Origin of the sequence: Butyrivibrio sp. MB2005 (assembly GCF_000424285.1) — a bacterium.
GTDB lineage: Bacteria > Bacillota > Clostridia > Lachnospirales > Lachnospiraceae > Butyrivibrio.
Genome location: NZ_KE384157.1, coordinates 342,293 through 363,088, shown reverse-complemented (window position 1 = coordinate 363,088; position 20,796 = coordinate 342,293). Strand labels below are relative to the sequence as shown.

Annotated in this window: 19 protein-coding genes; 17 read left to right on the top strand and 2 right to left on the bottom strand. The window is 42.6% G+C overall.

Translation table 11 applies throughout. The features are described 5' to 3' along the window. The first annotated feature begins 13 nt into the window (after positions 1 to 13). The 6 genes from G610_RS0116580 to G610_RS0116555 all read left to right on the top strand — a co-directional run bounded on the left by G610_RS0116580 (position 14) and on the right by G610_RS0116555 (position 8,563). Positions 14 to 622, top strand: a complete 609-nt coding sequence (locus tag G610_RS0116580) for a hypothetical protein (RefSeq protein ID WP_026525660.1) — start codon at positions 14 to 16, stop codon at positions 620 to 622. Between the two features lie 27 nt (positions 623 to 649). Beyond that, entirely contained in the window at positions 650 to 2,692 is a 2,043-nt protein-coding gene (locus G610_RS21420; RefSeq protein ID WP_051198076.1) for a TaqI-like C-terminal specificity domain-containing protein, read from the top strand. Between the two features lie 71 nt (positions 2,693 to 2,763). After that, entirely contained in the window at positions 2,764 to 3,912 is a 1,149-nt protein-coding gene (locus G610_RS0116570; protein ID WP_026525659.1) for a PAS domain-containing sensor histidine kinase, read from the top strand. Beyond that, positions 3,902 to 4,942, top strand: a complete 1,041-nt coding sequence (locus G610_RS21415; RefSeq protein WP_051198075.1) for an FAD:protein FMN transferase — start codon at positions 3,902 to 3,904, stop codon at positions 4,940 to 4,942. Before G610_RS0116570 ends, G610_RS21415 begins: the two co-directional genes overlap by 11 nt. A 219-nt stretch (positions 4,943 to 5,161) precedes the next feature. Then, complete coding sequence (locus G610_RS0116560) at positions 5,162 to 6,961, top strand: methyl-accepting chemotaxis protein (protein ID WP_026525658.1); 1,800 nt, start codon at positions 5,162 to 5,164, stop codon at positions 6,959 to 6,961. A 48-nt stretch (positions 6,962 to 7,009) separates the two neighbouring features. Continuing rightward, positions 7,010 to 8,563 carry a GGDEF domain-containing protein gene (locus G610_RS0116555; protein ID WP_196809862.1) on the top strand — a complete coding sequence of 518 codons (1,554 nt, stop codon included), beginning with the start codon at positions 7,010 to 7,012 and terminating at the stop codon, positions 8,561 to 8,563. 86 nt (positions 8,564 to 8,649) lie between these two features. On the opposite strand, the gene G610_RS21410 is transcribed toward G610_RS0116555, so the two are convergent. Next, complete coding sequence (locus G610_RS21410) at positions 8,650 to 11,514, bottom strand: transglycosylase domain-containing protein (protein ID WP_081667563.1); 2,865 nt, start codon at positions 11,512 to 11,514, stop codon at positions 8,650 to 8,652. Positions 11,515 to 11,641: 127 nt separating this feature from the next. Between G610_RS21410 and G610_RS0116545 the strand changes: the two genes are divergently transcribed. The 9 genes from G610_RS0116545 to G610_RS21400 all read left to right on the top strand — a co-directional run bounded on the left by G610_RS0116545 (position 11,642) and on the right by G610_RS21400 (position 19,085). Next, the gene (locus G610_RS0116545; RefSeq protein WP_026525656.1) at positions 11,642 to 12,274 is read left to right on the top strand and encodes a YigZ family protein; all 633 of its coding nucleotides are present in this window, start codon (positions 11,642 to 11,644) and stop codon (positions 12,272 to 12,274) included. Between the two features lie 124 nt (positions 12,275 to 12,398). After that, positions 12,399 to 14,240, top strand: a complete 1,842-nt coding sequence (typA, locus tag G610_RS0116540; RefSeq protein WP_026525655.1) for a translational GTPase TypA — start codon at positions 12,399 to 12,401, stop codon at positions 14,238 to 14,240. A gap of 138 nt (positions 14,241 to 14,378) precedes the next feature. Beyond that, positions 14,379 to 14,852: a hypothetical protein gene (locus tag G610_RS21405; RefSeq protein ID WP_051198074.1), complete on the top strand. Its 474-nt coding sequence runs from the start codon at positions 14,379 to 14,381 to the stop codon at positions 14,850 to 14,852. Positions 14,853 to 15,089: 237 nt separating this feature from the next. After that, on the top strand, positions 15,090 to 15,263 hold the full coding sequence (locus tag G610_RS23220; protein WP_155831055.1) for a hypothetical protein: 174 nt from the start codon (positions 15,090 to 15,092) through the stop codon (positions 15,261 to 15,263). Between the two features lie 11 nt (positions 15,264 to 15,274). Beyond that, positions 15,275 to 16,159, top strand: a complete 885-nt coding sequence (dapA, locus tag G610_RS0116525; protein ID WP_026525654.1) for a 4-hydroxy-tetrahydrodipicolinate synthase — start codon at positions 15,275 to 15,277, stop codon at positions 16,157 to 16,159. Between the two features lie 3 nt (positions 16,160 to 16,162). Continuing rightward, a complete protein-coding gene (gene dapB / locus G610_RS0116520) occupies positions 16,163 to 16,918 on the top strand; it encodes a 4-hydroxy-tetrahydrodipicolinate reductase (protein ID WP_026525653.1) in 756 nt (251 codons plus the stop codon). Between the two features lie 4 nt (positions 16,919 to 16,922). Continuing rightward, positions 16,923 to 17,705, top strand: coding sequence for a phosphoribosylformimino-5-aminoimidazole carboxamide ribotide isomerase (gene hisA, locus G610_RS0116515; protein WP_026525652.1), 783 nt, complete (start codon positions 16,923 to 16,925; stop codon positions 17,703 to 17,705). Positions 17,706 to 17,813: 108 nt separating this feature from the next. Beyond that, positions 17,814 to 18,650, top strand: a complete 837-nt coding sequence (locus tag G610_RS0116510) for a peptidoglycan DD-metalloendopeptidase family protein (protein ID WP_026525651.1) — start codon at positions 17,814 to 17,816, stop codon at positions 18,648 to 18,650. 12 nt (positions 18,651 to 18,662) lie between these two features. After that, positions 18,663 to 19,085 (top strand): bactofilin family protein, encoded by a 423-nt coding sequence (locus G610_RS21400; RefSeq protein ID WP_051198073.1) that lies wholly within the window; start codon positions 18,663 to 18,665, stop codon positions 19,083 to 19,085. Between the two features lie 65 nt (positions 19,086 to 19,150). Here G610_RS21400 and G610_RS0116500 read toward each other — a convergent pair whose 3' ends face one another. Further along, a complete protein-coding gene (locus G610_RS0116500; RefSeq protein ID WP_026495157.1) occupies positions 19,151 to 19,438 on the bottom strand; it encodes a YerC/YecD family TrpR-related protein in 288 nt (95 codons plus the stop codon). Positions 19,439 to 19,719: 281 nt separating this feature from the next. Between G610_RS0116500 and G610_RS0116495 the strand changes: the two genes are divergently transcribed. Continuing rightward, the gene (locus G610_RS0116495) at positions 19,720 to 19,920 is read left to right on the top strand and encodes a cold-shock protein (protein WP_022761586.1); all 201 of its coding nucleotides are present in this window, start codon (positions 19,720 to 19,722) and stop codon (positions 19,918 to 19,920) included. Positions 19,921 to 20,261: 341 nt separating this feature from the next. Continuing rightward, positions 20,262 to 20,771, top strand: coding sequence for an SEC-C metal-binding domain-containing protein (locus tag G610_RS0116485; protein ID WP_026495156.1), 510 nt, complete (start codon positions 20,262 to 20,264; stop codon positions 20,769 to 20,771). Positions 20,772 to 20,796: the final 25 nt, after the last annotated feature.

The following is a 20,796-nucleotide window of genomic DNA, read 5'->3' as shown; positions in this document are numbered from 1 at the left end:
ATGAGAGGTTTTTATGAATTCTAAGATTATTATTGAAGCTATTGGTTATATTGGTTCAGCGCTGGTGCTTATATCATTTCTTATGGTATCTGTCTACAAGCTGAGAGTTGTAAACTCCATCGGAAGCTTGTTCTGCGTTATTTACGGTCTTATCATCCACGCATTTCCTACAGTAGTAATGAACGTAGCACTTATCGCCATCAACGTTTACTATCTGTCCAAGATGTTAAAGCCCACTGAGAAGAACTACGATCTTGTAAGGGTTAACGGAGATGAGGGACTTACAGGATTCATTATCAACCACTACAAAGAGGACATTGCAAAATGCTTCCCCGGTATCTCAATGAATTTTAAAAGGGCTAACTGTGGCTTCGTTGTATGCCATGAGGGTAAGCCTGTAGGAGTGCTTCTCGGCGAGCTAAAAAACTACGATCTTGACATAATGCTTGATTATTCAATCCCTGAATACAGAGATTTTTCAATAGGCAAGTTCCTTATGGATAACCTGGCACCTGAAGGAATAGACAGACTTATCTATCGCGGCGCTGATGAGAATCACAAGGAATATCTTAAGAAGACCGGCTTTGAACAAAAGGACGGCTACTACGAGAAAAAGCTTTGAAAATTATCTTAATGTGAGGAACAGTGCATGCTTACATTGACTCAGGTTTGCAGGGAATTATCCATCTCTCCTGCCACAGGGCGAAACTGGATAAAGCTTGGTAAAATCAAGGCCGAAGGAAAACGTGGAAAGGCTTACATGTTTTCTGAGGATTATGTGAGATGCCTAAAAGAAGAACTTGCAAACGGCAGCAGGTCTTCTCTAAAAAGCAGACGAAACAAGGTTTTCATTTCAGGAAAAGCCTTGTATCGTGACTATGCTTCTTCTAAATCAGTCAATCTCCCCAAAGTAGAAAACATAATAGAAAAGCTATCCGGAAAGGATGAATTCTCTAAAAGCGCTGAGCTTGTCATGAGAATTCTTCTTACGGACTGTGCATTAAAGCTCACACTGGACAGACTTGGTGCGGCATCTGAAAAGACAGAGGATGCAGGGCAGATAATAAAGAGATACCTTTCAGGTGAGCTTGATATAGGCCTGTACGCAGGTCTTATTGATGCGCTTATAAACGATAGAGGTGCCATGCTTTCTTATCTGTCAGAGCATGATGACCTTCCTTTTGAGGACTTTGTTTTTGAGCATGGAGAGGACATCCTTGGACTTTTATACATATCAGTAAAAAGCATAGGTCTTCGAAAAAAAGAGGGGGCATACTATACTCCCAACGCTGTTGTTAAGCGCCTTTTAGGTCACCTTTTTGAAGCGGCCCTTTTGATGGATGGTCTTGATAAAAAGATTCTGGATCCCTGCTGCGGAAGCGGTAACTTTTTGCTGCAGCTCCCTCCGGGCCTGCCTGTTGAGAATCTGTATGGATGCGACATAGACAGGATAAGCGTCCTTCTTGCAAGGATCAATCTGGCCCTAAAATACAAGAAGGCAGATGAGCGGTTTTGGGCAGAGCACATAACTGAGGCAGACTTTTTGGAAAGCGAAACAGATGGCGAGAGGTTTGATATCATCCTTGGAAACCCGCCTTGGGGCTATAGCTTCACGGATGATAGGAAAGAAGTATTAAGAGAGAATTTTGAATCCGGTAAAACCACTAATCCTGAATCCTGCGATCTGTTCTTGGAGCATGCGGTTAAGAGATTATCGCCGGAAGGCTTACTTTCCTTTGTTCTTCCTGAATCAGTTCTTACGGTAAAAGCACACGCCCCTATAAGAGCATTCCTTTTGAAAAACACAAGACTATCTCAGATGGAGTATTTGGGAGAGGTCTTTGACAGGGTTCAGTGCCCTTCTATAATCCTGCAGATCAGGAAAACTGAAGAAGCTAAGGAACCCCTTGATGAACTCTTTTTCCTAAAGGACAGACCAAAGATTTATGAAGGCGAAAACTGCTTTGTCATTAAGGGCAACAGGATGATAACAGATATCTGTTTTGATTTCCTTGTGCCTGACGAAGAGTATGCTCTTCTTGAAAAGCTGGATAACTTGCCAAGAGCAGAGAGACTAAAGGACAATGCCATCTTTGCGCTGGGTATTGTTACCGGTGCAAACAAGGAGATGCTTCAGACCAGAAAGACCGCCAAAAATGAGATAATTCTAAAGGGCCAGGACGTATTTAAATACAACTTCAGAATCCCAAAGTGCTATATCAATTACGACCCTGATAAATGCCAGCAGGTTGCGAGGACAGAGTATTACAGAGCTGAAGAAAAACTCCTTTATCGCTTCATAGGGAATCGCCTTGTTTTTGCTTATGATGATAATCAGACTCTTTCTCTTAACAGCTGCAATGTTCTTATTCCGAAGATTCCGGAGCTGGATATAAAATACATACTCGCTGTTTTAAACAGCAGGATAGCGGAATACTATTTCAGGAAAAAATTCCGTTCTGTTAAGGTGCTTAGGTCTCATATCGAGCAGATACCTATCCCCGGTGTCAGCACCAGGATCCAGGAAGAAATAGCCGGTCTTGTTGACAGAATAATGCAGGCAGATTCTGAAGAAAAGGTAGTGTTCTATGATGAGCTGGATGCTCGCCTTGCTGAAATATATGACCTTACGGAAGCTGAATATGATATAATAAAAAGTGACCTATCTGACGAAAATGTATTTCTTTTATGACGAAAAAATGTGTTGTAATTTTGTATCATCTCATAAATTGATGATTATCATATATCACAGAGGATTTAAGTATGGACAGAATTAAAGCAAATCTTTTTGAAATACTGGTAAATACCACTCAGGATTGTATTTTTTGGAAGGATACACAGCGTAGATTTGTCGGCGTGAATAAGGCATTTCTGAAATTCTATGGCTTCGATTCTGAAGAAGCTGTTATTGGCAAAACCGACGAGGATATGGGATGGCATCCGGATCCCCTTCCCTTCATGGAAGATGAGCTAAGAGTGCTCAGAGGCGAGAGTACCCATAACGTGCACGGACTGTGTATCGTAAAAGGTGAAGTAAGGACTATTATGGCCACCAAGACTCCTATTTACAGCGGAGATGAGATAATAGGTCTTGTGGGATCTTTTGTGGACATCACTGATGAGCAGCTAAGGATTGCCAAAATCGAGCGCTTAAGCCGCCTCAACGACAGACTTCTTGATAACGAAAAGCGTGCCAACAGGCGCATGTCTGAATTTTTATCCCGCATGAGTAATGAGATAAAAATGCCTATGAATGCTATTTCAGCCCTTTCATTTTTGGGCATGAATCAAACGGATGTAAGTATACTTAAAAGTGATATGCGAAAGATATACACATCCAGTCATTATATTGGCAGCCTTTTAAGTGACCTTCTTGATATTGATAAAATTGACGGAGGTAACCTTAATCTTGAACCTTCTGCCGCTTCTCTTGATGAGATTGTGGACGGAGTTGAAAATATCACCCGTGCACTGGCAGAGGATAAAAATGTAAATCTTATCATAAACAGAAATTATAAGGGTAATCCACAGGTTATGTGCGACCTTGGAAGAACCCAGCAGATGGTCATCAACCTGACTTCAAACGCTGTAAAATTCAGTGACAGGGATGATACTGTAGAACTTACTATCACAGCAGTTCGCACCAAAAAGGGCTATAAGATTACCTTTGTGGTAGTTGATGAAGGCTGTGGAATGAACACATCATTTATGCCAAGTCTGTTCATGCCATTTGCCCGTGAAAAGAGAAATCCCTCCAAGTATGGCGCAGGCACAGGCCTTGGTCTTGCTGTATCAAAGAGACTTGCAGGGCTCATGCATGGAGATATTACGGCAGAAAGTGAAGAAGGACTGGGAAGTACATTTACGGCAGAGATTGAGCTGCCTTTTGTACCTGAAATAGATGAAACCTAAATTTGACAGAAACAGATTGATTGTATCATTAGTCTCAGCAATCGTTCTTTTGATTTTCATGTTTATAGTTATTAAAAACAGACAAAATGCTACGGCCTCTTTTAACGAGACTGCTTTTGTCATGGGCACGGTTTTTCAGGTAAACCTAAGCTCACAAGGGAAAACTGAGGACCCTTCAGCAGAGCTTGTAAATATTGGTAACAGATTAGAAAGAGATACATTATCCTGGAGACTTGATTCATCCGAAGTGGCAGCGATAAATGCATCGGCAGGAGATCCGCAAGGCCATGAGCTTTCCCCGGAGATGGAGGCTGTCCTGACAGAATGTCTTAGGATTTCAGCTGAGAGTGACGGCGCTTTTGATATAACACTGGGGGCACTGACGAAGCTTTGGGATATCGACGGATGGGCTAACGGTGACAATAAAGGCGACTTTGTTCCACCCGCTAAAAGCGAGATTGATGAGGCTTTATCCAATTGCGGCTATGAGAAGCTGCAGATTAAGGATCATCGTATTTATATGCCGGAAGGGATGAGTGTTGATCTTGGTGCTGTCGGAAAGGGTATCTATCTTGACAGCTGCAGGGATTATCTAAGTAGTGGAGATGAGTTAAGAGGTGTGATCCTTGCAGGTGGCAGCGTCCTTACTGCCGGCGAAAAAGAAAACGGCGATGACTGGAATGTGGGAATTACAGATCCATTTAGTGATGGAGAACTTATAGGATATATTCAGGTCGGACCATGGCAAAGCGTATCAACTTCAGGTTCCTACGAGCGTTTTGTAGAATATGAAGGGGAACGCTATCACCATATTCTTGATCCGGCAACAGGATATCCTGCTAAAAAGGGAAATGCCTCTGTTACTATAGTTGCAAAGTCAGGGCTTTTGTCAGATGCCTTATCAACAGCCTGCTTTATGCTGGATTCCGATGCGGCGGTAAGTCTCGCAAAGCGAATGGGGGCTGGGATATGTATTATAACTGATGATGGCTTGGTGAAAGGTGATATTGAACTAATCCATCAAAAATGAATAGATAATTTAACATATTACTCATAAAATGTGCGTAGTTTCGACAATATTTAGTAAAAGTTTATAGAATATTCATAAGTCGCTGAATGCAGATAACATCTGCGTTTAGCGGCTTTTTGTATGTGACGGTTAATTGTATTTCACCAGTAAAAATGGTATATTCGCTTTAACGTAATTTCGTGTATAATTACGATTTTTTACTGAAAGGAACTAGATGTTATGGAGAAAAAAAGAGGATCTTTGTTGTATGTTATAGCAAGCGTTTTTGTTATCGCCGTTGTAACAACAGGTGTGCTGATTGAAGCATTTTCGATTAATAGTACGATAGCAACCAATAATGAGCAGACGGAAGCCTATACGCAAAGACTTCTTGAGGATATTAAGACGGAGCTTACAAATGAGACTCAGGAAGCTATGAGTGTTGCTCAGGTTATGTATGACAGATATCAGGCCGGTGAGATGACCATGGAGGAAGCTCAGAAGGAAGCGGCTGATATTATCAGAGAGATGAAATATAACGATGGAGCAGGCTATTTCTGGGTTGATACAGCAGAAGGTATAAATGTGGTTCTCCTTGGAAGAGATACAGAGGGTCAGTCCAGATGGGATGCAACAGACCCTAACGGAACCAAGTATATTCAGGAGATGATCCGCAACGGTATGCAGGATGGCGGTGGTTTTACACAGCTTATGTTTGCTAAGCCTAATGAGACAGAACCCCTTCCTAAGCTTAATTACACAGCATATTTCCAGCCTTTCAACTGGGTAATGGGTACAGGTGTCTGGATTGATTATATTGACGAGCAGGTTGCTAATTATGAGACCCACGCTAAGGATGCTCTTACAAGCAGTATTATGAAGTCTATCGTACTTCTTGTAATACTTATTGTCATAGGGCTTGTTGCAGCAATCTATATGGCTAAGAGAATTACCACTCCCATTGTCATGGTTACCAATCAGATGGTTCGCATGTCAAACAGTGACTTTACTGAAAATAAAGAGATGGAGAAGGTTCGCAGTCTCAAGAACAAGAATAATGAGATCGGCCTTATTTCTTCAGCTCTTGATCTTATGCATACCAACATCAGAGATCTTATGATGAGAATCTCTGATACCACAGCTTATGTAGCTTCAGCATCTGAGGAGCTTTCAGCCAGCGCTTCGCAGTCTGCACAGGCCAGTGAGATGGTTGCAAATTCCTGTACCAATGTTGCAAATTCCTGCTCCGGTCAGATTACTGCAGTTTCAGGTGCAAGTAATGAGACAAAGAGCTTTGTAAGCAATATGCAGGAGTTTGAGAGTGCTATCGTTCGTTCCAACGATATGATCAAGTCTACCAATGAAGCAGCAGCCAAGGGTGCAGCTGATATGACCAACGCCACCAATATGATGTCTACTATCAAGGATTCTGTAGAGAGTACAGCTGAGGTAGTTGACGGACTTGGTGAGAAGCTTAAAAATATCGATACCTTTGTTGATACGATTTCTGAGATCGCAAGCCAGACCAACCTTCTTTCACTTAATGCCAGCATTGAGGCAGCAAGAGCAGGCGAAATGGGTAAAGGCTTTGCCGTTGTTGCAAGTGAGATCAGTAAGCTTGCAGACGAGTCCAATCAGGCAGCAGCCAACATCACAGCTCTTATTGAAGATATCATGAAGAGCTCCGAGGACGCAGTTGAAGCCATGAGAGAAGGCGCTCAGAAGGTTGTTGATGGAACAGAGACAGTTAATGAAGCGGGCCAGACCTTTAATAATATCGTTGATATGGTTCATGCTATTGCTGATGAATCAAACAAGATGAGCGAGATAGTTGGAGAGCTTTCAAACGGCACAGATACTATTGCAAATAATATCCAGAGAATTGAGGAAATGAGCGTAACCGTAGCTGACGAGACTCAGAATGTTTCCGCAGCATCACAGCAGCAGACCGCTTCAACACACGAAGTTGCTGAGGCATCTGACAAGCTTGCTGAGAATGCACAGGATCTTCAGAATTTCGTTGCTAAGTTTGAACTTTGATCCATAGTGTAATTACAGATTGTAATGCATGGTGTAAAGAAAAAGAATATGAATAAGAGACGAGGTAGAATCGCCAATAAGTTCATGATCACCTTTGGGGTTTTCACATTTGTCATTCTGCTGATTGTAGGTCTGGTTACTTACTATAGTCAGGTTTCCATTTATCAGGAGCAATGTGAGCAAAACCTTCAGAATGTTTGCGCCTATTTGAAGAATCTTATGGAAGAGGAAAAAGAGGATACTCTCCTTTACCAGGATTATCTCATGGCACACTATGAAGAAATGAAGCTCCCGATGGATTTTACTGAGTACAGATCTTACAGGGGTGCTTTTGAAAAACTTTTTGCCGAGAAATATCCCGATAAGACCCTTGGCGTTGATATTCAGATAACTGAATGTGATGATGAGACGCAGCTTTCATATTTTACATACAGACATGCATACTGGACCATAGTCTTTGAAAAAGCCAGAACGGCGATGAATGTTTATACTACGTATTATATTGCTCCGCCCGGAGATCCCTTATACATGACGTATATCATTGATTGCATACGAGAAGCTAAAGAGGATGATCCGAATTATATCAATATCGGTATAACAGTGGAAGAACCGCTTGAACAGCACAAGACCATGTGGGAAGCCTATAATACAGGCGAAAATCCTCATGGATACGATGTTTATGACAATGAACTGGGTCATACCTATGCGTATTATTCGCCGCTTATAATTGACGGAGAAGTAATCGGCGTAGTATCTGCTGAAATAGAAGTAGATACGGTAAATAAAGACATTTTATATAACACCATGCAGCAGCTGGTATTTGTCGCAATAGTACTTATAAGCGGTGTAATGCTTCTGGTGGCATATATAAATGCAAGATATGTAGGCAGACTTTCCAAGCTTGAAAAACGTGTCAAACAGTATTCCGAGACCAAGGATATCAAGGTTGCAAAGGAAATCGAGCAGTCAAGGAACGGTAATGATGAGATCACAACCCTTTCCGAAAAGATTGCCATCATGATCTTTGAGCTTGATAACTATATGAAGAATCTTGTATCGGCTTCGGATGAACTGGGTAAAATGAAGCAGCAGGCGGATATAATGAATGAGCTTGCTTATAAGGATTCACTTACCGGAATCAGAAATAAGCTGGCATACGAGCAGGAAGCTCAAAGGCTTAGCTGGGGTATCGCTGCAGGAAATGCCGAGTTTGCAATTGCCATGATCGATCTTAATTTCTTAAAGAGAATTAACGATACTTACGGGCATGAACAGGGCAATCTGGCTATAAAGAATCTGTGTACTTTGATATGTAAGACCTTCAGACATTCGCCGGTCTTCAGAATAGGCGGAGATGAGTTTTGTGTAGTACTTGAAAAATTAGATTATAATAGCCTTGATAAGCTGATAGCAGATTTCAGCAATGCAATTAAACAGAATGAAGCCAATACAGATGCAGATCCATGGGTTGCCTTCTCAGCGGCTATTGGCTATGCGTGCTTCGATAAAGAGATTGACCGTGATGTTAACAGCGTATTAAAACGTGCGAATAAAGCAATGTATGCCAATAAGAAGGCTATGAAAGCTTCCCGCAATGATTAAGTTCACAATGGAATATGAGTATACAAAAGCAGCTGACCTATGTTGAAGGTCAGCTGCTTTGTTATTTCATATGAAATCCTTATGATTTACTCGTCGTCCTCTTCCTCTTCTTCAAGACCAAGCTCATCCCTGGCTTCACCTATCTGCTGCTCAGCGTTGGCAGCGCCTTCAGCCATGGCTGCTTCAGCGTTTTGCTGGACGGGATCTGCAGGCTGTGCTGCAGCTGCCGGGTCCGCAGCAGGGGCTGCATTAGGGTCAGCTGCGGGAGCCGCATTAGGATCCGCGGCAGGAGCTGCGTTTGGATCTGTGGGCTGAGGCGTTACCTGAATTCCGCGCTCTGCGAGTTGTGCCTGTTCCTGTGCGAGGATCTCCGTTATTGTGGGCTGAGCCATAAACTCAGCTGTATGATGACATGTAACAATAGGTCTTGTTACAGGATTGCCGTTTTCATCAAGCTCTGTCGTGTACTGTGTTTCTGATGCAGTGGCACCGGACTGAGCCTGCAGTGCTGCGGGTTCAGCAGGTGTGAGTTCGAATATACCGCTCACTTTGAAAGGACATGTGTCTGTAGCAGGTACATTATCAAACTGACATATAGTTCCTGCATAGTGTACGTCGCAGCTTTCAGTGGGAACGGTTCCCTCTTCGAAATACTCTGACATCAGGACTCCGTCGCAAAGACCTGCAATAGGTGCTTTTCCTGATCTTGAACATACAGTGGCTGTTATTACAGAGTCAGGCTTTTCGAAAGTGGCAGCAGGAAGGTCTGCGTGGACCTTTTCCATAACTGCTCGCCACAACGTTTTGGCAAGTTTTGCTTCTTCCTTGTTCATATCAACGTTGTTGTCGTAGCCTGCCCAGGTTGTAGCAGTGTAGTAGTTGGTAAAGCCTGCAAACCATACGTCATTCTCATCAGAGGTTGTTCCTGTTTTACCTGCGATGGCAGTGGTTCCAAAGTTAACAGCAGTACCGGTTCCGCTTGTGACAACATCTGTCATTGCGCTGGTGAGAAGATATGCTGTTGAATCCTTAAGGATTCTTGTGGAATCAATCTGTGTGTTATCAAGGATGGTATTGCCATCGTGATCCACAACTTTGGTATAAAGCTTGGGCTTTACATAAACACCACCGTTAGCTATTGCCGCATAAGCTGCATTCAGCTCAAGGTTGGTAACACCGTGTGTGAGTCCGCCAAGAGCGGTGGTCGCCTGGATATCTGAATAAATCTTTCCGCCTATCTCTTCGCTTTCAACAATTGTTGTAAAGCCGAAATTCTTAAGATAATCAAATGCAAGCTGCGGTGTTATGAGGGTTATGGTCTTAACAGCTATGATGTTCATGGAATCCTTTATAGCTGTTCTGACTGTGGTAAGTCCTCTGTAAGCTTCGCCGTACCAGTTACGTACCGGACGACCGCCCTGATAGTTAAAAGGTGCATCGTTTAAAACTGTTGCCAGTGTAAAGCCTGCACTGTCAAGTGCGGGAGCATAAGCAGACAGAACCTTGAAGGTGGAACCTGGCTGACGAACAGTGTCCGTCGCTCTGTTAAGGGTTCTGGAAGCTGTCTTTGCTCCGCGGCCGCCAACCATGGCTACCACATAACCTGTGGCATGATCTTCTATAGTAAGTGATACCTGAGGCTGGGGTGTAAGATTGTAATTCTCACCCTCTACCTTGTCATTTGGACCTACTACAGCAGCCTTGTATTCTTCGATCTTGGCAAGAGCATCCTCTTCTGAACTGAATAGAAGATTGAAGCCCTGGTTCTCCTGCTGGAAGTAGCTCTTCATCATCTCAGAGCTGTAGTTGGTCTTATTGCCCTCGGAATCGGAAACAGTAAGAGCATAATCAAGAAGATACTTGGTTGATTCCGGGTAATTCTCAGGATTACTGAGCTCGCTGTCACAGATAGCCTGGATGGCAGGATCCTGTGTGGAGTAGATCTTAAGCCCTCCGCTGTATAGGAGTGTGTAAGCCTGAGTCTCATTATATCCTGCATTTATAAGGTCGTCGATGAGCTGATTGGTAAGTGCATCAACGAAGTATGAGTTGACGCTGTCATCTGAAGTCTCTTCGTCAACCACCTGGATTCTTGCGTAAACATCATCTGCCATGGCTTCATCATATTCGCCCTGGGTGATGTAACCCTGCTTAAGCATGTTGTTCAGAACCTTATCACGTCTCTGAGCATTGTTGTCAGGATGTGTGATGGGGTTATATCTGCTGGGGTTCTGAGTGATACCTGCGATAACGGCACATTCGGAAAGCGACAGATTTGCAACAGACTTATTAAAATATCTAAGAGATGCTGCCTGAACACCAAGAGTGTTACTTCCAAGGTTGATGGTGTTCATATAGTTAAGGAGGATATCCTCCTTACTCATGGTCTTTTCAAGCTGAATTGCCAGATACTGCTCCTGAATCTTACGCTTTATCTTGGCGATGTCTGAGCTTTCACTTGTCCATCCGGTAAATACGTTGTTCTTCAAAAGCTGCTGGGTGATTGTACTTGCACCCTGCGAGAGATCGCGGCTTGCGAGTCCTACAAAAGCTGCACGGATGATACCCTGGATATCGATACCGTTGTGTTTGTAGAAACGTTCATCCTCGATAGCGACAAATGCATGCTGCAGATTCTCCGGAATCATGTCCCAGGATACAGGGATACGGTTTGAGTCCGTTGAAACGAGCTTCGCCGTCTGATTGCCTTCGGTATCGTATACAAAGGTGGAGTAGCCTGTAGGCGTAACACTGATATTTCCTATCTCCGGGGCAGTATCAATGATGCCTCGAAATACGCCAATGCCTGCTGCGACTCCAATTACACCAAGTCCTATAAAGGCTATAAGCATTAATTCTAATGAAATGAGAGATATCTTTTTCCCCCATTTAGTGGTAGCTGAGAGGAGCTCCTGTTGCTGGTCTCGGATACCCTTTCTGCCAAAATTCATATTATCCTCCGCTAGTCTATTACTTTTTGCTAAAATCATATATGATGTTAGTGATTGACATATTCAATCCATAATATCACACTATTATAACAGATTAGACTTAGACTATCAAAGAATAGGAAATACGATGGAAAACAAAGCAAGTTACCGTGTCGTTACAGCTGAGGGCACAGGCGAAATAGTAGAGAAAAAATCACGATTTATCGGGTCTGTTTTTTCTGTGAATTCAACGGAAGAAGCAGAAGCCAAAATCGCTGAGCTTCAGAAAAAATACTGGGATGCGAGGCATAATTGCTATGCCTTTGTGATTGGCGCAGATTCAGGAATATCAAGGTGCTCTGATAACGGAGAGCCTTCAGGGACTGCCGGGAAACCGATCCTTGAAGTGATAAAAGGCGCAGGAGTTACCAATATTTTAATAGTAGTAACCCGTTATTTTGGAGGAGTGCTTCTTGGAACAGGAGGCCTTGTAAGAGCTTACACACAGGCAGCTCAGGCAGGACTGGCGGCATCTTCTATCGGTGAGATGATATATGGAAGTAAATTCCATCTTACTGCCGACTACAATCTTGTTAACAACATTCAGTATTACTTAAGGCAGGAAGAGATTCCACTCATGAATGAGACCTATACCGACAAGGTGGAGTACGATATCGTGGTACGAGGTGAGGATTCGCAGCGCATAACCGACGGGCTCACTCAGAAAACTGAGGGCAAAATTAATATAGAAAAGACAGAAGAAGGCTATTATCCGTTTTAATTGCGGATGAGCCTTTTTCTTCTTTATTAATACTTTCTTTTCTTTTATTTTCTTGAATATGGAAAAATCACGTGCTATACTATGTGAGTTTTGAAGATAGGTTAATATTTAACGGAGGAATATAATGAAACAGACTAGAAACGATGTCAGAAATGTAGCGATCATAGCTCACGTTGATCATGGTAAGACCACACTTGTAGACGGTCTTCTTCGCCAGAGCGGTGTTTTTCGTGAGGGTCAGGACGTCGTAGAGAGAGTCATGGACTCAGGTGACATCGAGCGTGAACGTGGAATCACGATCATGTCCAAGAATACAGCTATTACATATAAAGATATTAAGATCAATATTATAGATACTCCCGGCCATGCTGATTTTGGCGGCGAGGTAGAGCGTGTACTTAAGATGGTTAACGGCGTTATTCTTGTCGTTGATGCTTTTGAAGGTGCGATGCCCCAGACCAAATTCGTTCTTGGTAAGGCTATGGAGCTTGGACTTCCTGTTATCGTATGTATCAACAAGATCGACAGACCCGAAGCCCGTCCAAACGAAGTTATAGATGAGGTACTTGAGCTTCTTCTTGATCTTGGTGCAGATGATAAGCAGCTTGACTGTCCTTTCGTATTTGCATCAGCCAAGGCAGGAACATCCTCCATGTCTCTTGATGAGCCCGGAAGTGATCTTAAGCCTCTTCTTGATACAATTATCAATTACATTCCTGCTCCTGTGGGCGATCCCGATGCAGGTACACAGATGCTTATCAGTACTATCGATTACAACGAATACGTTGGCCGTATCGGTGTTGGTAAGATTGATAACGGCAGACTTAAGGTTAATCAGGAGGTTGTTATCGTTAACCACCATGAGCCTGACAGATGCATCAAGACTAAGGTAAGCAAGCTCTATGAGTTTGAAGGCCTTGGCAAGGTTGAGGTTCAGGAGGCCGGAATCGGTGCTATCGTTGCAGTTTCCGGTATTGATGATATCAAGATCGGTGATACGCTTTGCGCAGTAGATGAGCAGAATGCTATTCCTTTCCAGAAGATATCTGAGCCCACAATTTCAATGAACTTTATAGTAAATGATTCACCTCTTGCGGGTCAGGAAGGTAAGTATGTAACATCAAGACACCTTCGTGATCGCCTCTATAAGGAGCTTAACACTGACGTTTCACTTAGAGTAGAGGATACAGAGACCACAGAGACCTTCAAGGTTTCAGGACGTGGTGAGCTTCACCTTTCAGTTCTTATTGAGACCATGCGCCGTGAGGGCTATGAGTTTGCTGTAAGTAAGGCTGAGGTTATCTACAAGACTGATGAGAACGGCAAGAAGCTTGAGCCCATGGAGAAGTGCTACATCGATGTTCCTGAAGAATTCTCAGGAAGCGTTATCCAGAAGCTTGGTGAGAGAAAGGGTGAGATGATCAACATGGGACTTGCAAACGGTGGTTATACACGTCTTGAGTTCCTTATCCCTTCAAGAGGACTTATCGGTTACAGAGGTGAGTTCATGACAGATACCAAGGGTAACGGTATCATGAATACTATTTTTGATGGATATGCACCTTATAAGGGGGATATCTCTTATCGTAAGCAGGGTTCACTTATCGCCTTCGAGTCAGGAGAAGCTGTTACATACGGACTTTTCAATGCTCAGGAGCGCGGACAGCTCTTCATCAGCCCTGGAGACAAGGTTTACTCCGGTATGGTAATCGGTTCTTCAGGAAAATCAGAGGATATCGAGGTTAATGTCTGCAAGACCAAGCACCTCACCAACACAAGAACATCTTCTTCTGATGAAGCTTTAAGACTTGTTCCTCCGAGGATCATGTCTCTGGAGCAGAGTATCGACTTCATTGATACTGATGAGCTTTTGGAGGTAACACCTCTTACTCTTCGTATCCGTAAGAAGATTCTTGATCCTACTCTTCGTAAGAGAGCAGGCTTTGCTGCGAAGAACAAGAAATAATCTTTATTCGGAGGATTTCTGCTTCTGAAAATGAAGCGATAAAATTAACATTTGGGGACCGTCTGCACAGGCATGCAGGCGGTCTTTTGACAAACTGACAATATTTATTTTTTGATATAAATGATTTAAAATATTATTATGGATGCAAATAATAAAGACCTTCAGAAATTAAATAATTACCTGAATTCAGAGATGATAAACAGATCCTTGAATGACACAAGAGTCTGCATGCAGTGCGGCAGGCGTCTTTTTCGTGAGAATAAGACGGATTTGTGCCCTATGTGTACCGATCAGGAGCTGTTTTATAAGGTTAAGGACTACATTCGTGAGAATGATGATGTCAAGGATTATGATGTTGCCAAGAAATTCAACATTCCGCTGAGCAAGGTAAACGATTGGATAAAGCAGGGACGCATTCAGTACAAGGACGATAACTCCATGAGGGATGTTATCATGGGCAATTACTGTGAGATTTGCGGAACACCTACTGCGATCGGTAAGCTCTGCCCCAGATGTCTTAAGATGACCAGAAAACAGAATGTCAAAGGTATTGCTACAGAGATAGTCATCAAGAAAGGTAATGACGGCATGAAGTTCCTTGATGACAATTGAAATCGTTTGATTTTTTTTTATTCTTAAAATGAATCAATAGTATAATTGATGTAAATTAATACCGCTAAAACAAATGTCCGCGAGAGGGAGATTTTTCAGATTTTTCTTGCCAAATCTACTCCGCGGACTTAGTATTTGTTATAATAAAGTTGACAACTTAATAAAGAAGAAATGCTAAAAAGTACTTAACTAGTTTATATTATGGCTGGAGTAAGCCAAAAAGAGGGGGTAATTATTATGACAGTTATTGATGAACTTTTTGGAGCACACAAAGAAAAAGGTATTTCTTCAGAAGAAGAACTTAATCTGGAAAAATCAGGCAAGGTTGAGAAAAAGCCTAAGGCTGAGATTTCCGAGGACAATACCATTGCTTTCACAGAAAGAGAAAGATTCTGGGAGGGAATGAAGTAAAGGGAGATATTATGGCTGTATTTAAGGGAGCCGGTGTTGCGATAGCGACACCTTTTAATGGGGATGGATCTGTTAATTATGACGAGTTCGCAAGACTCATCGATTTTCAGATCGACAATGGAACAGATGCCATCATAGTATGCGGTACTACAGGCGAGAGTGCTACCATGACAGAAGAGGAGCATAAGGAAGTAGTAAGATACTGCATAGATTACGTAAATAAGAGAGTTCCGGTTATCGCAGGAGCAGGTTCTAACTGCACTCAGACTGCAGTAGAGCTTTCAGAAGATGCCGCAAAGCATGGAGCTGACGCTGTTTTGTCAGTTACTCCTTACTACAACAAAGCTACACAGGGCGGACTTATCGAGCACTTCACAGCAGTAGCTAAGGCAATCGATATTCCTGTTATCCTCTATAATGTCCCCAGCAGAACAGGCGTGAATATTCAGCCTGAGACAGCTGTTCGAATGTGTAAGGATGTAGATAATATCGTTGGTATCAAGGATGCTACAGGCAACCTTGCTCAGACTGCTAAGATGATGCAGCTTGCAGAGGGATGCATTGATTTATATTCAGGTGAGGACGGACTGGTTGTTCCGATCATGTCACTTGGCGGTATCGGTGTAATCTCTGTATTATCCAACGTAGCACCCAGACAGACACATGATATGTGTATGAAAGCTTTAGAGGGTGATTTTGCCGGAGCACGTGAGATACAGCTTAAGGCACTTCCTCTTGTTGATGCGCTTTTCTCAGAGGTTAATCCTATTCCTGTTAAGGCGGCTCTCGAGATGATAGGTTTTGCAGCAGGACCGCTTCGCCTCCCTCTTACTACTATCACGGAGGCTAATCGCAAGGTACTTGAGGCAGAGCTTAATAAATTTCTTGGGAGGTAAGTTGTGGTAAGAGCAATAATGCACGGCTGCAATGGCCGTATGGGACATGTAATAGTTGATCTTGCAGCAGCTTACGAGGATCTTGAGATTGTTGCAGGTGTGGATGCTTTTGGTGAGAATACCTACAGCTTCCCTGTTTTTGATTCAATCGAGAAATGTGATATAGACGCAGATGTTGTTATAGATTTTTCTACCGCTTCAGCAGTGGATAATCTTCTTGATGTATGCGCAAAAAAGAATATGCCCGTAGTGCTTTGTACTACAGGCCTTTCTGAGGAGCAGCTTGCTCATGTGGATAGTGCATCCAAAGAGGTAGCTGTTCTTAAGTCTGCCAATATGTCGGTTGGCATTAACATGCTGATGAAGGTGCTCTCTGAGATCTCACCTGTTCTTTCTGCAGCAGGCTTTGATATTGAAATCGTTGAGAAACACCACAATCAGAAGCTCGATGCACCCAGCGGAACCGCTATTGCTCTTGCGGACAGCATTAAAGAGGCACTTCCCGAAGAGTTCGAATATGTTTATGACAGAAGCGGCAGAAGAGAGAAGAGACCCAAGAAGGAGATTGGCATATCAGCTGTCCGCGGCGGTACAATCGTCGGGGATCATGATGTTATCTTTGCAGGCACTGATGAGGTTATCACTTTATCTCACAGAGCTTATTCAAGAAGCGTTTTTGCAAAGGGCGCCCTTGAAGCAGCAAGATTTCTTGCCGGTAAGCCTGCCGGAAAATATGACATGGCTGATGTTATAGGTTGATCGTATGAGATTCAGACCTTGTATAGATATACATAATGGCAAAGTAAAGCAGATCGTTGGCGGAAGTCTCTCCGATGCGGGAGACTATGCGTATGAGAATTTCGTATCCGAACAAGATGCTGCTTTTTTTGCGCACTTATATAAAGATAAAAGCCTTACAGGCGGACATATAATCATTCTTAATGCAAAGGACAGCCCTTATTACGAAGCATCTGTAAGTCAGGCTAAGAAGGCTCTTGCAGAGGCGGGCGGGACGATGCAGATAGGCGGAGGAATAACTGCTGGAAATGCCGGAGAGTTCGTTGATGCAGGTGCCAGTCATGTGATCGTAACAAGCTATGTTTTTAAGGGGGGACAGATTAATTATGAGAACCTTAAAAAGCTTGTGACTGCGGTAGGAAAAGATAAGCTTGTGCTTGATCTTAGCTGCCGGGCAAGAGACGGCGAGTATTATATCGTTACCGACAGATGGCAGAAAGAAACCAAGGTACGGGTATGCGAGGAGACTCTTGATGAGCTTTCATCCTATTGCGACGAATTTCTGGTACATGCTGTGGATGTAGAGGGTAAACAGTCAGGAATTGAGACAGTAATAGCGGATATCCTCGGCGACTGGGGAAGGATTCCCGTTACCTATGCTGGTGGTGTTCATGACATTACAGACCTTAAGAATCTTTACAATCACGGTAAAGGAAAGCTTGATGTGACTGTTGGAAGTGCCCTTGAAATATTTGGCGGAAGTCTTTCGTTAGATGCTGTTATTGCAGCTTGTAACGGTACATTTTAATAAAATATTGTAACAATAGTAACTAATAGACTATAATTGTTTGTGAGGTTAACAAAATAAATCAAATAATATCCGATTATGTTAACATGATTTCGAGGGGGATTGGCCATGAGTGAAAACAACAGGCCTAAGAAACATCGGCATAAGAGGCATTATACTTTTATGATAATATCCGGTGATTCCGACGGCAGTAGTGGAAGCTTCCATTTGGGGCATGTTGCGACGCAGGTAATCGCTTTTTCAATATTTGGCATTATCGTTGCGCTTATATGCTTTCTGGTGCATTCTGCAATTACAGTATCATCCTTAAAACAGCAGAATGCCATTCTTTTATCCCAAATTGAGGAGAAAGAAGCTGAGAATAAAGCTATCGAGGCAGAGAGGTCAGAGCTTGAGAGCGAGGTGTCAGACTTAAGTATGGCACTTAACAGGAAGGTAGAAGCTGAGGCTCAGACAGCAGCCGCTGAAGAAGAGGCGAGTATGCCTACATTTCTTCCTGTCTCTAACGGAACAGCATCAATGGTCAGTACACTGGATGATCCTAATTCCACAGAAATAGAGGAGCCCAGTGAGAACACTGATGAAGATGCTGAGGATGAAGGCGATGAGAATGCTGAAGGAGAAGAGGCATCAGAACCTAAGACCGGAGATCCGATTCTGATTATCACAGCTGAACAGGGTGCTACAATAACAGCTGCAGGTTCAGGCACTGTTACATCTGTAGCCGGAGATATAAAATATGGCAACAGCATCACAATAGATCACGGCAACGGCTATGTTTCTATTTACAGGAATGCAGGAGACAGTCTGGTTCATGAAGGAGATGCTGTAACACCTACTACCACACTTATGATAATAGGTGAAGACAATACCAAGATTGGATATCAGATTCAATATAATGGGAAATTTATTGATCCTGAAGATGTGATAGAGATAAACGGCTAAGGAGGAAACATCATGGCACTTTTTAGTAATGGAAAATCAGATTCTGCTGATGCAGGCCTTGATCAGATCACTACAATAATTGCACAGGGTACTGTAATCGACGGACCGCTTACCTCAAAAGAGGGAACAAGAATTGACGGAACCATTAACGGTAATGTATCGGTAAATGGCTCGCTTATCGTAGGTCAGGAAGCCAAGATCGTAGGAGCAGTTACGGCTACCAACCTTTTCCTTGCAGGTGAGATTCAGGGTAACGTTGGCGCACCCACAGGTAAGGTGGAGATAAGCGACACAGGAAAGCTGATTGGCGATCTTTCTGCCAAGGTTCTTGTTATCGATGAGAATGCAGTATTCCAGGGACAGTGCACAATGACTCAGGAAAAGACATCCGCTGAGACAGCAAAGGAACGCGCTTTAGGCGGAAAAGAAGAGTAAGATAAAGTGGCTATAAAATAGGATTTCGCTTGCGAAATTCCTTCGCTAAATAAAAAAGCTCCAGGTCAATCCTGGAGCTTTTTGAATACAAGCGCGTAACCGTCATCGCCGTAATTCAGTGAACGGTTAACTCTGCTGATAGTGGCGGTAGAAGCACCGGTCTTCTCAGCAATTTCAAGATATGTCTTATGCTTTCTGAGCATCGCTGCAACCTCGAATCTCTGTGAAAGAGACATGAGCTCGTTAACTGTGCAAAGATCCTCAAAGAAGCTATAGCATTCATCCTTACTCTCGAGGGACAAAATAGCATCAAAAAGATGATCTACAGCCTCGGTGTGAATTTTCTTATTCATTATTGGCCTCCATACATTTTAGCAGTACAAAGAGATAAAAATTTATGTTATATCGTCAATTTACTTTACTGCTAGAATATTTTAACACAGTAAATTCTTAAAGTAAAGGGATGTATAGAGACGTCTGACAAATTGTGATTTTTTTCGTGAATATTTCAATAATTCCTTTACTTTTAAAAGGCACTGTGATATCCTAATTATGTTGTTTTAATACAACATATCGTCAATCAGTATAGCTGATGGCGGACAGAACTATTTTTTTATTTTTGTGGAGGTAAGATATGAACAAGGGTACAGTTAAGTGGTTCAACAACCAGAAGGGTTACGGCTTCATTTCTGATGAGGCAGGCAATGATGTATTCGTACATTATTCAGGACTCAACATGGAGGGTTTCAAGTCTCTTGACGAGGGCGCTGCAGTTGATTACGACGTAATCCAGGGTGAAAAAGGACCTCAGGCCGTTAACGTAAACAAGCTTTAATTTACGGCCCACATTTTAATCAAGAATACAATGTGCCTTATTCTTAATATATATAGAATCAGCAAGTGTACTAATGATTAAATCAAAACCCATCCTCATGGATGGGTTTTTTGATGTTATAGGCTACGCCAATAACATCAAAAAACAGATCGCACTCGCGCGAAAGGAAAATGTTGCTTTCGCAACCGCGCTCGGCGCCGGAATTTCGCAAGCGAAATTCTATTTTAGGGCATAACATTATAAATATTTACTTTGTATTAAAAAAAACTTATAATATATAGGATTATGACGAAAATATAATCATATTTTTTTAGATTTAAATTTGGAAGTGAGGTACCATTATGGCATTATTACAACAGTGGCGTGATATGGCTTATTCTGAGAAAGCAGATAAGGCCCAGCTGCAGAAACTTTGGACAGATTATTTTCAGAAGGAAAAGGATATATACGCAACCCTTCTTAAGAACCCTGATGAAGTAGTTAAGGGTACAGTTAAGGAGCTTGCTGAGAAATATAGCATCGATATCATGACTATGACTGGTTTCCTTGATGGAATCAATGATTCACTTAAGGAGCAGAACCCCATCGAAGAGATGGATGAGGATACAGAGGTTTCTCTTGATTTTGATAATGAGCTTCTGTACAAGAACATGGTAGCAGCAGGTGCTGACTGGCTTTATGGTCTTGAAGAGTGGAATGATATTTTCACCGAAGAGAGACAGAAAGAACTTTATAAGGAGCAGAAGGCTTCACAGACAGTTCGTAAGGAGAACAAGATTTATCCTAACGATCCCTGCCCTTGTGGAAGTGGTAAGAAGTACAAGAAGTGCCACGGTAAGGGTAAGTTCTAAGTGAGATTACCCTCATCCGTCCGCT

Coding starts and splice junctions, on each gene's coding strand:
- G610_RS0116570 (WP_026525659.1), top strand. CDS start 2,764: ATGGACAGAATTAAAGCAAATCTTTTTGAAATACTGGTAAATACCACT.
- G610_RS21405 (WP_051198074.1), top strand. CDS start 14,379: ATGGATGCAAATAATAAAGACCTTCAGAAATTAAATAATTACCTGAAT.
- G610_RS0116485 (WP_026495156.1), top strand. CDS start 20,262: ATGGCATTATTACAACAGTGGCGTGATATGGCTTATTCTGAGAAAGCA.
- G610_RS21415 (WP_051198075.1), top strand. CDS start 3,902: ATGAAACCTAAATTTGACAGAAACAGATTGATTGTATCATTAGTCTCA.
- typA (WP_026525655.1), top strand. CDS start 12,399: ATGAAACAGACTAGAAACGATGTCAGAAATGTAGCGATCATAGCTCAC.
- G610_RS0116500 (WP_026495157.1), bottom strand. CDS start 19,438: ATGAATAAGAAAATTCACACCGAGGCTGTAGATCATCTTTTTGATGCT.
- G610_RS0116560 (WP_026525658.1), top strand. CDS start 5,162: ATGGAGAAAAAAAGAGGATCTTTGTTGTATGTTATAGCAAGCGTTTTT.
- G610_RS0116555 (WP_196809862.1), top strand. CDS start 7,010: ATGAATAAGAGACGAGGTAGAATCGCCAATAAGTTCATGATCACCTTT.
- G610_RS21420 (WP_051198076.1), top strand. CDS start 650: ATGCTTACATTGACTCAGGTTTGCAGGGAATTATCCATCTCTCCTGCC.
- G610_RS21410 (WP_081667563.1), bottom strand. CDS start 11,514: ATGAATTTTGGCAGAAAGGGTATCCGAGACCAGCAACAGGAGCTCCTC.
- G610_RS23220 (WP_155831055.1), top strand. CDS start 15,090: ATGACAGTTATTGATGAACTTTTTGGAGCACACAAAGAAAAAGGTATT.
- G610_RS0116545 (WP_026525656.1), top strand. CDS start 11,642: ATGGAAAACAAAGCAAGTTACCGTGTCGTTACAGCTGAGGGCACAGGC.
- dapA (WP_026525654.1), top strand. CDS start 15,275: ATGGCTGTATTTAAGGGAGCCGGTGTTGCGATAGCGACACCTTTTAAT.
- G610_RS0116580 (WP_026525660.1), top strand. CDS start 14: ATGAATTCTAAGATTATTATTGAAGCTATTGGTTATATTGGTTCAGCG.
- hisA (WP_026525652.1), top strand. CDS start 16,923: ATGAGATTCAGACCTTGTATAGATATACATAATGGCAAAGTAAAGCAG.
- G610_RS0116495 (WP_022761586.1), top strand. CDS start 19,720: ATGAACAAGGGTACAGTTAAGTGGTTCAACAACCAGAAGGGTTACGGC.
- G610_RS0116510 (WP_026525651.1), top strand. CDS start 17,814: ATGAGTGAAAACAACAGGCCTAAGAAACATCGGCATAAGAGGCATTAT.
- G610_RS21400 (WP_051198073.1), top strand. CDS start 18,663: ATGGCACTTTTTAGTAATGGAAAATCAGATTCTGCTGATGCAGGCCTT.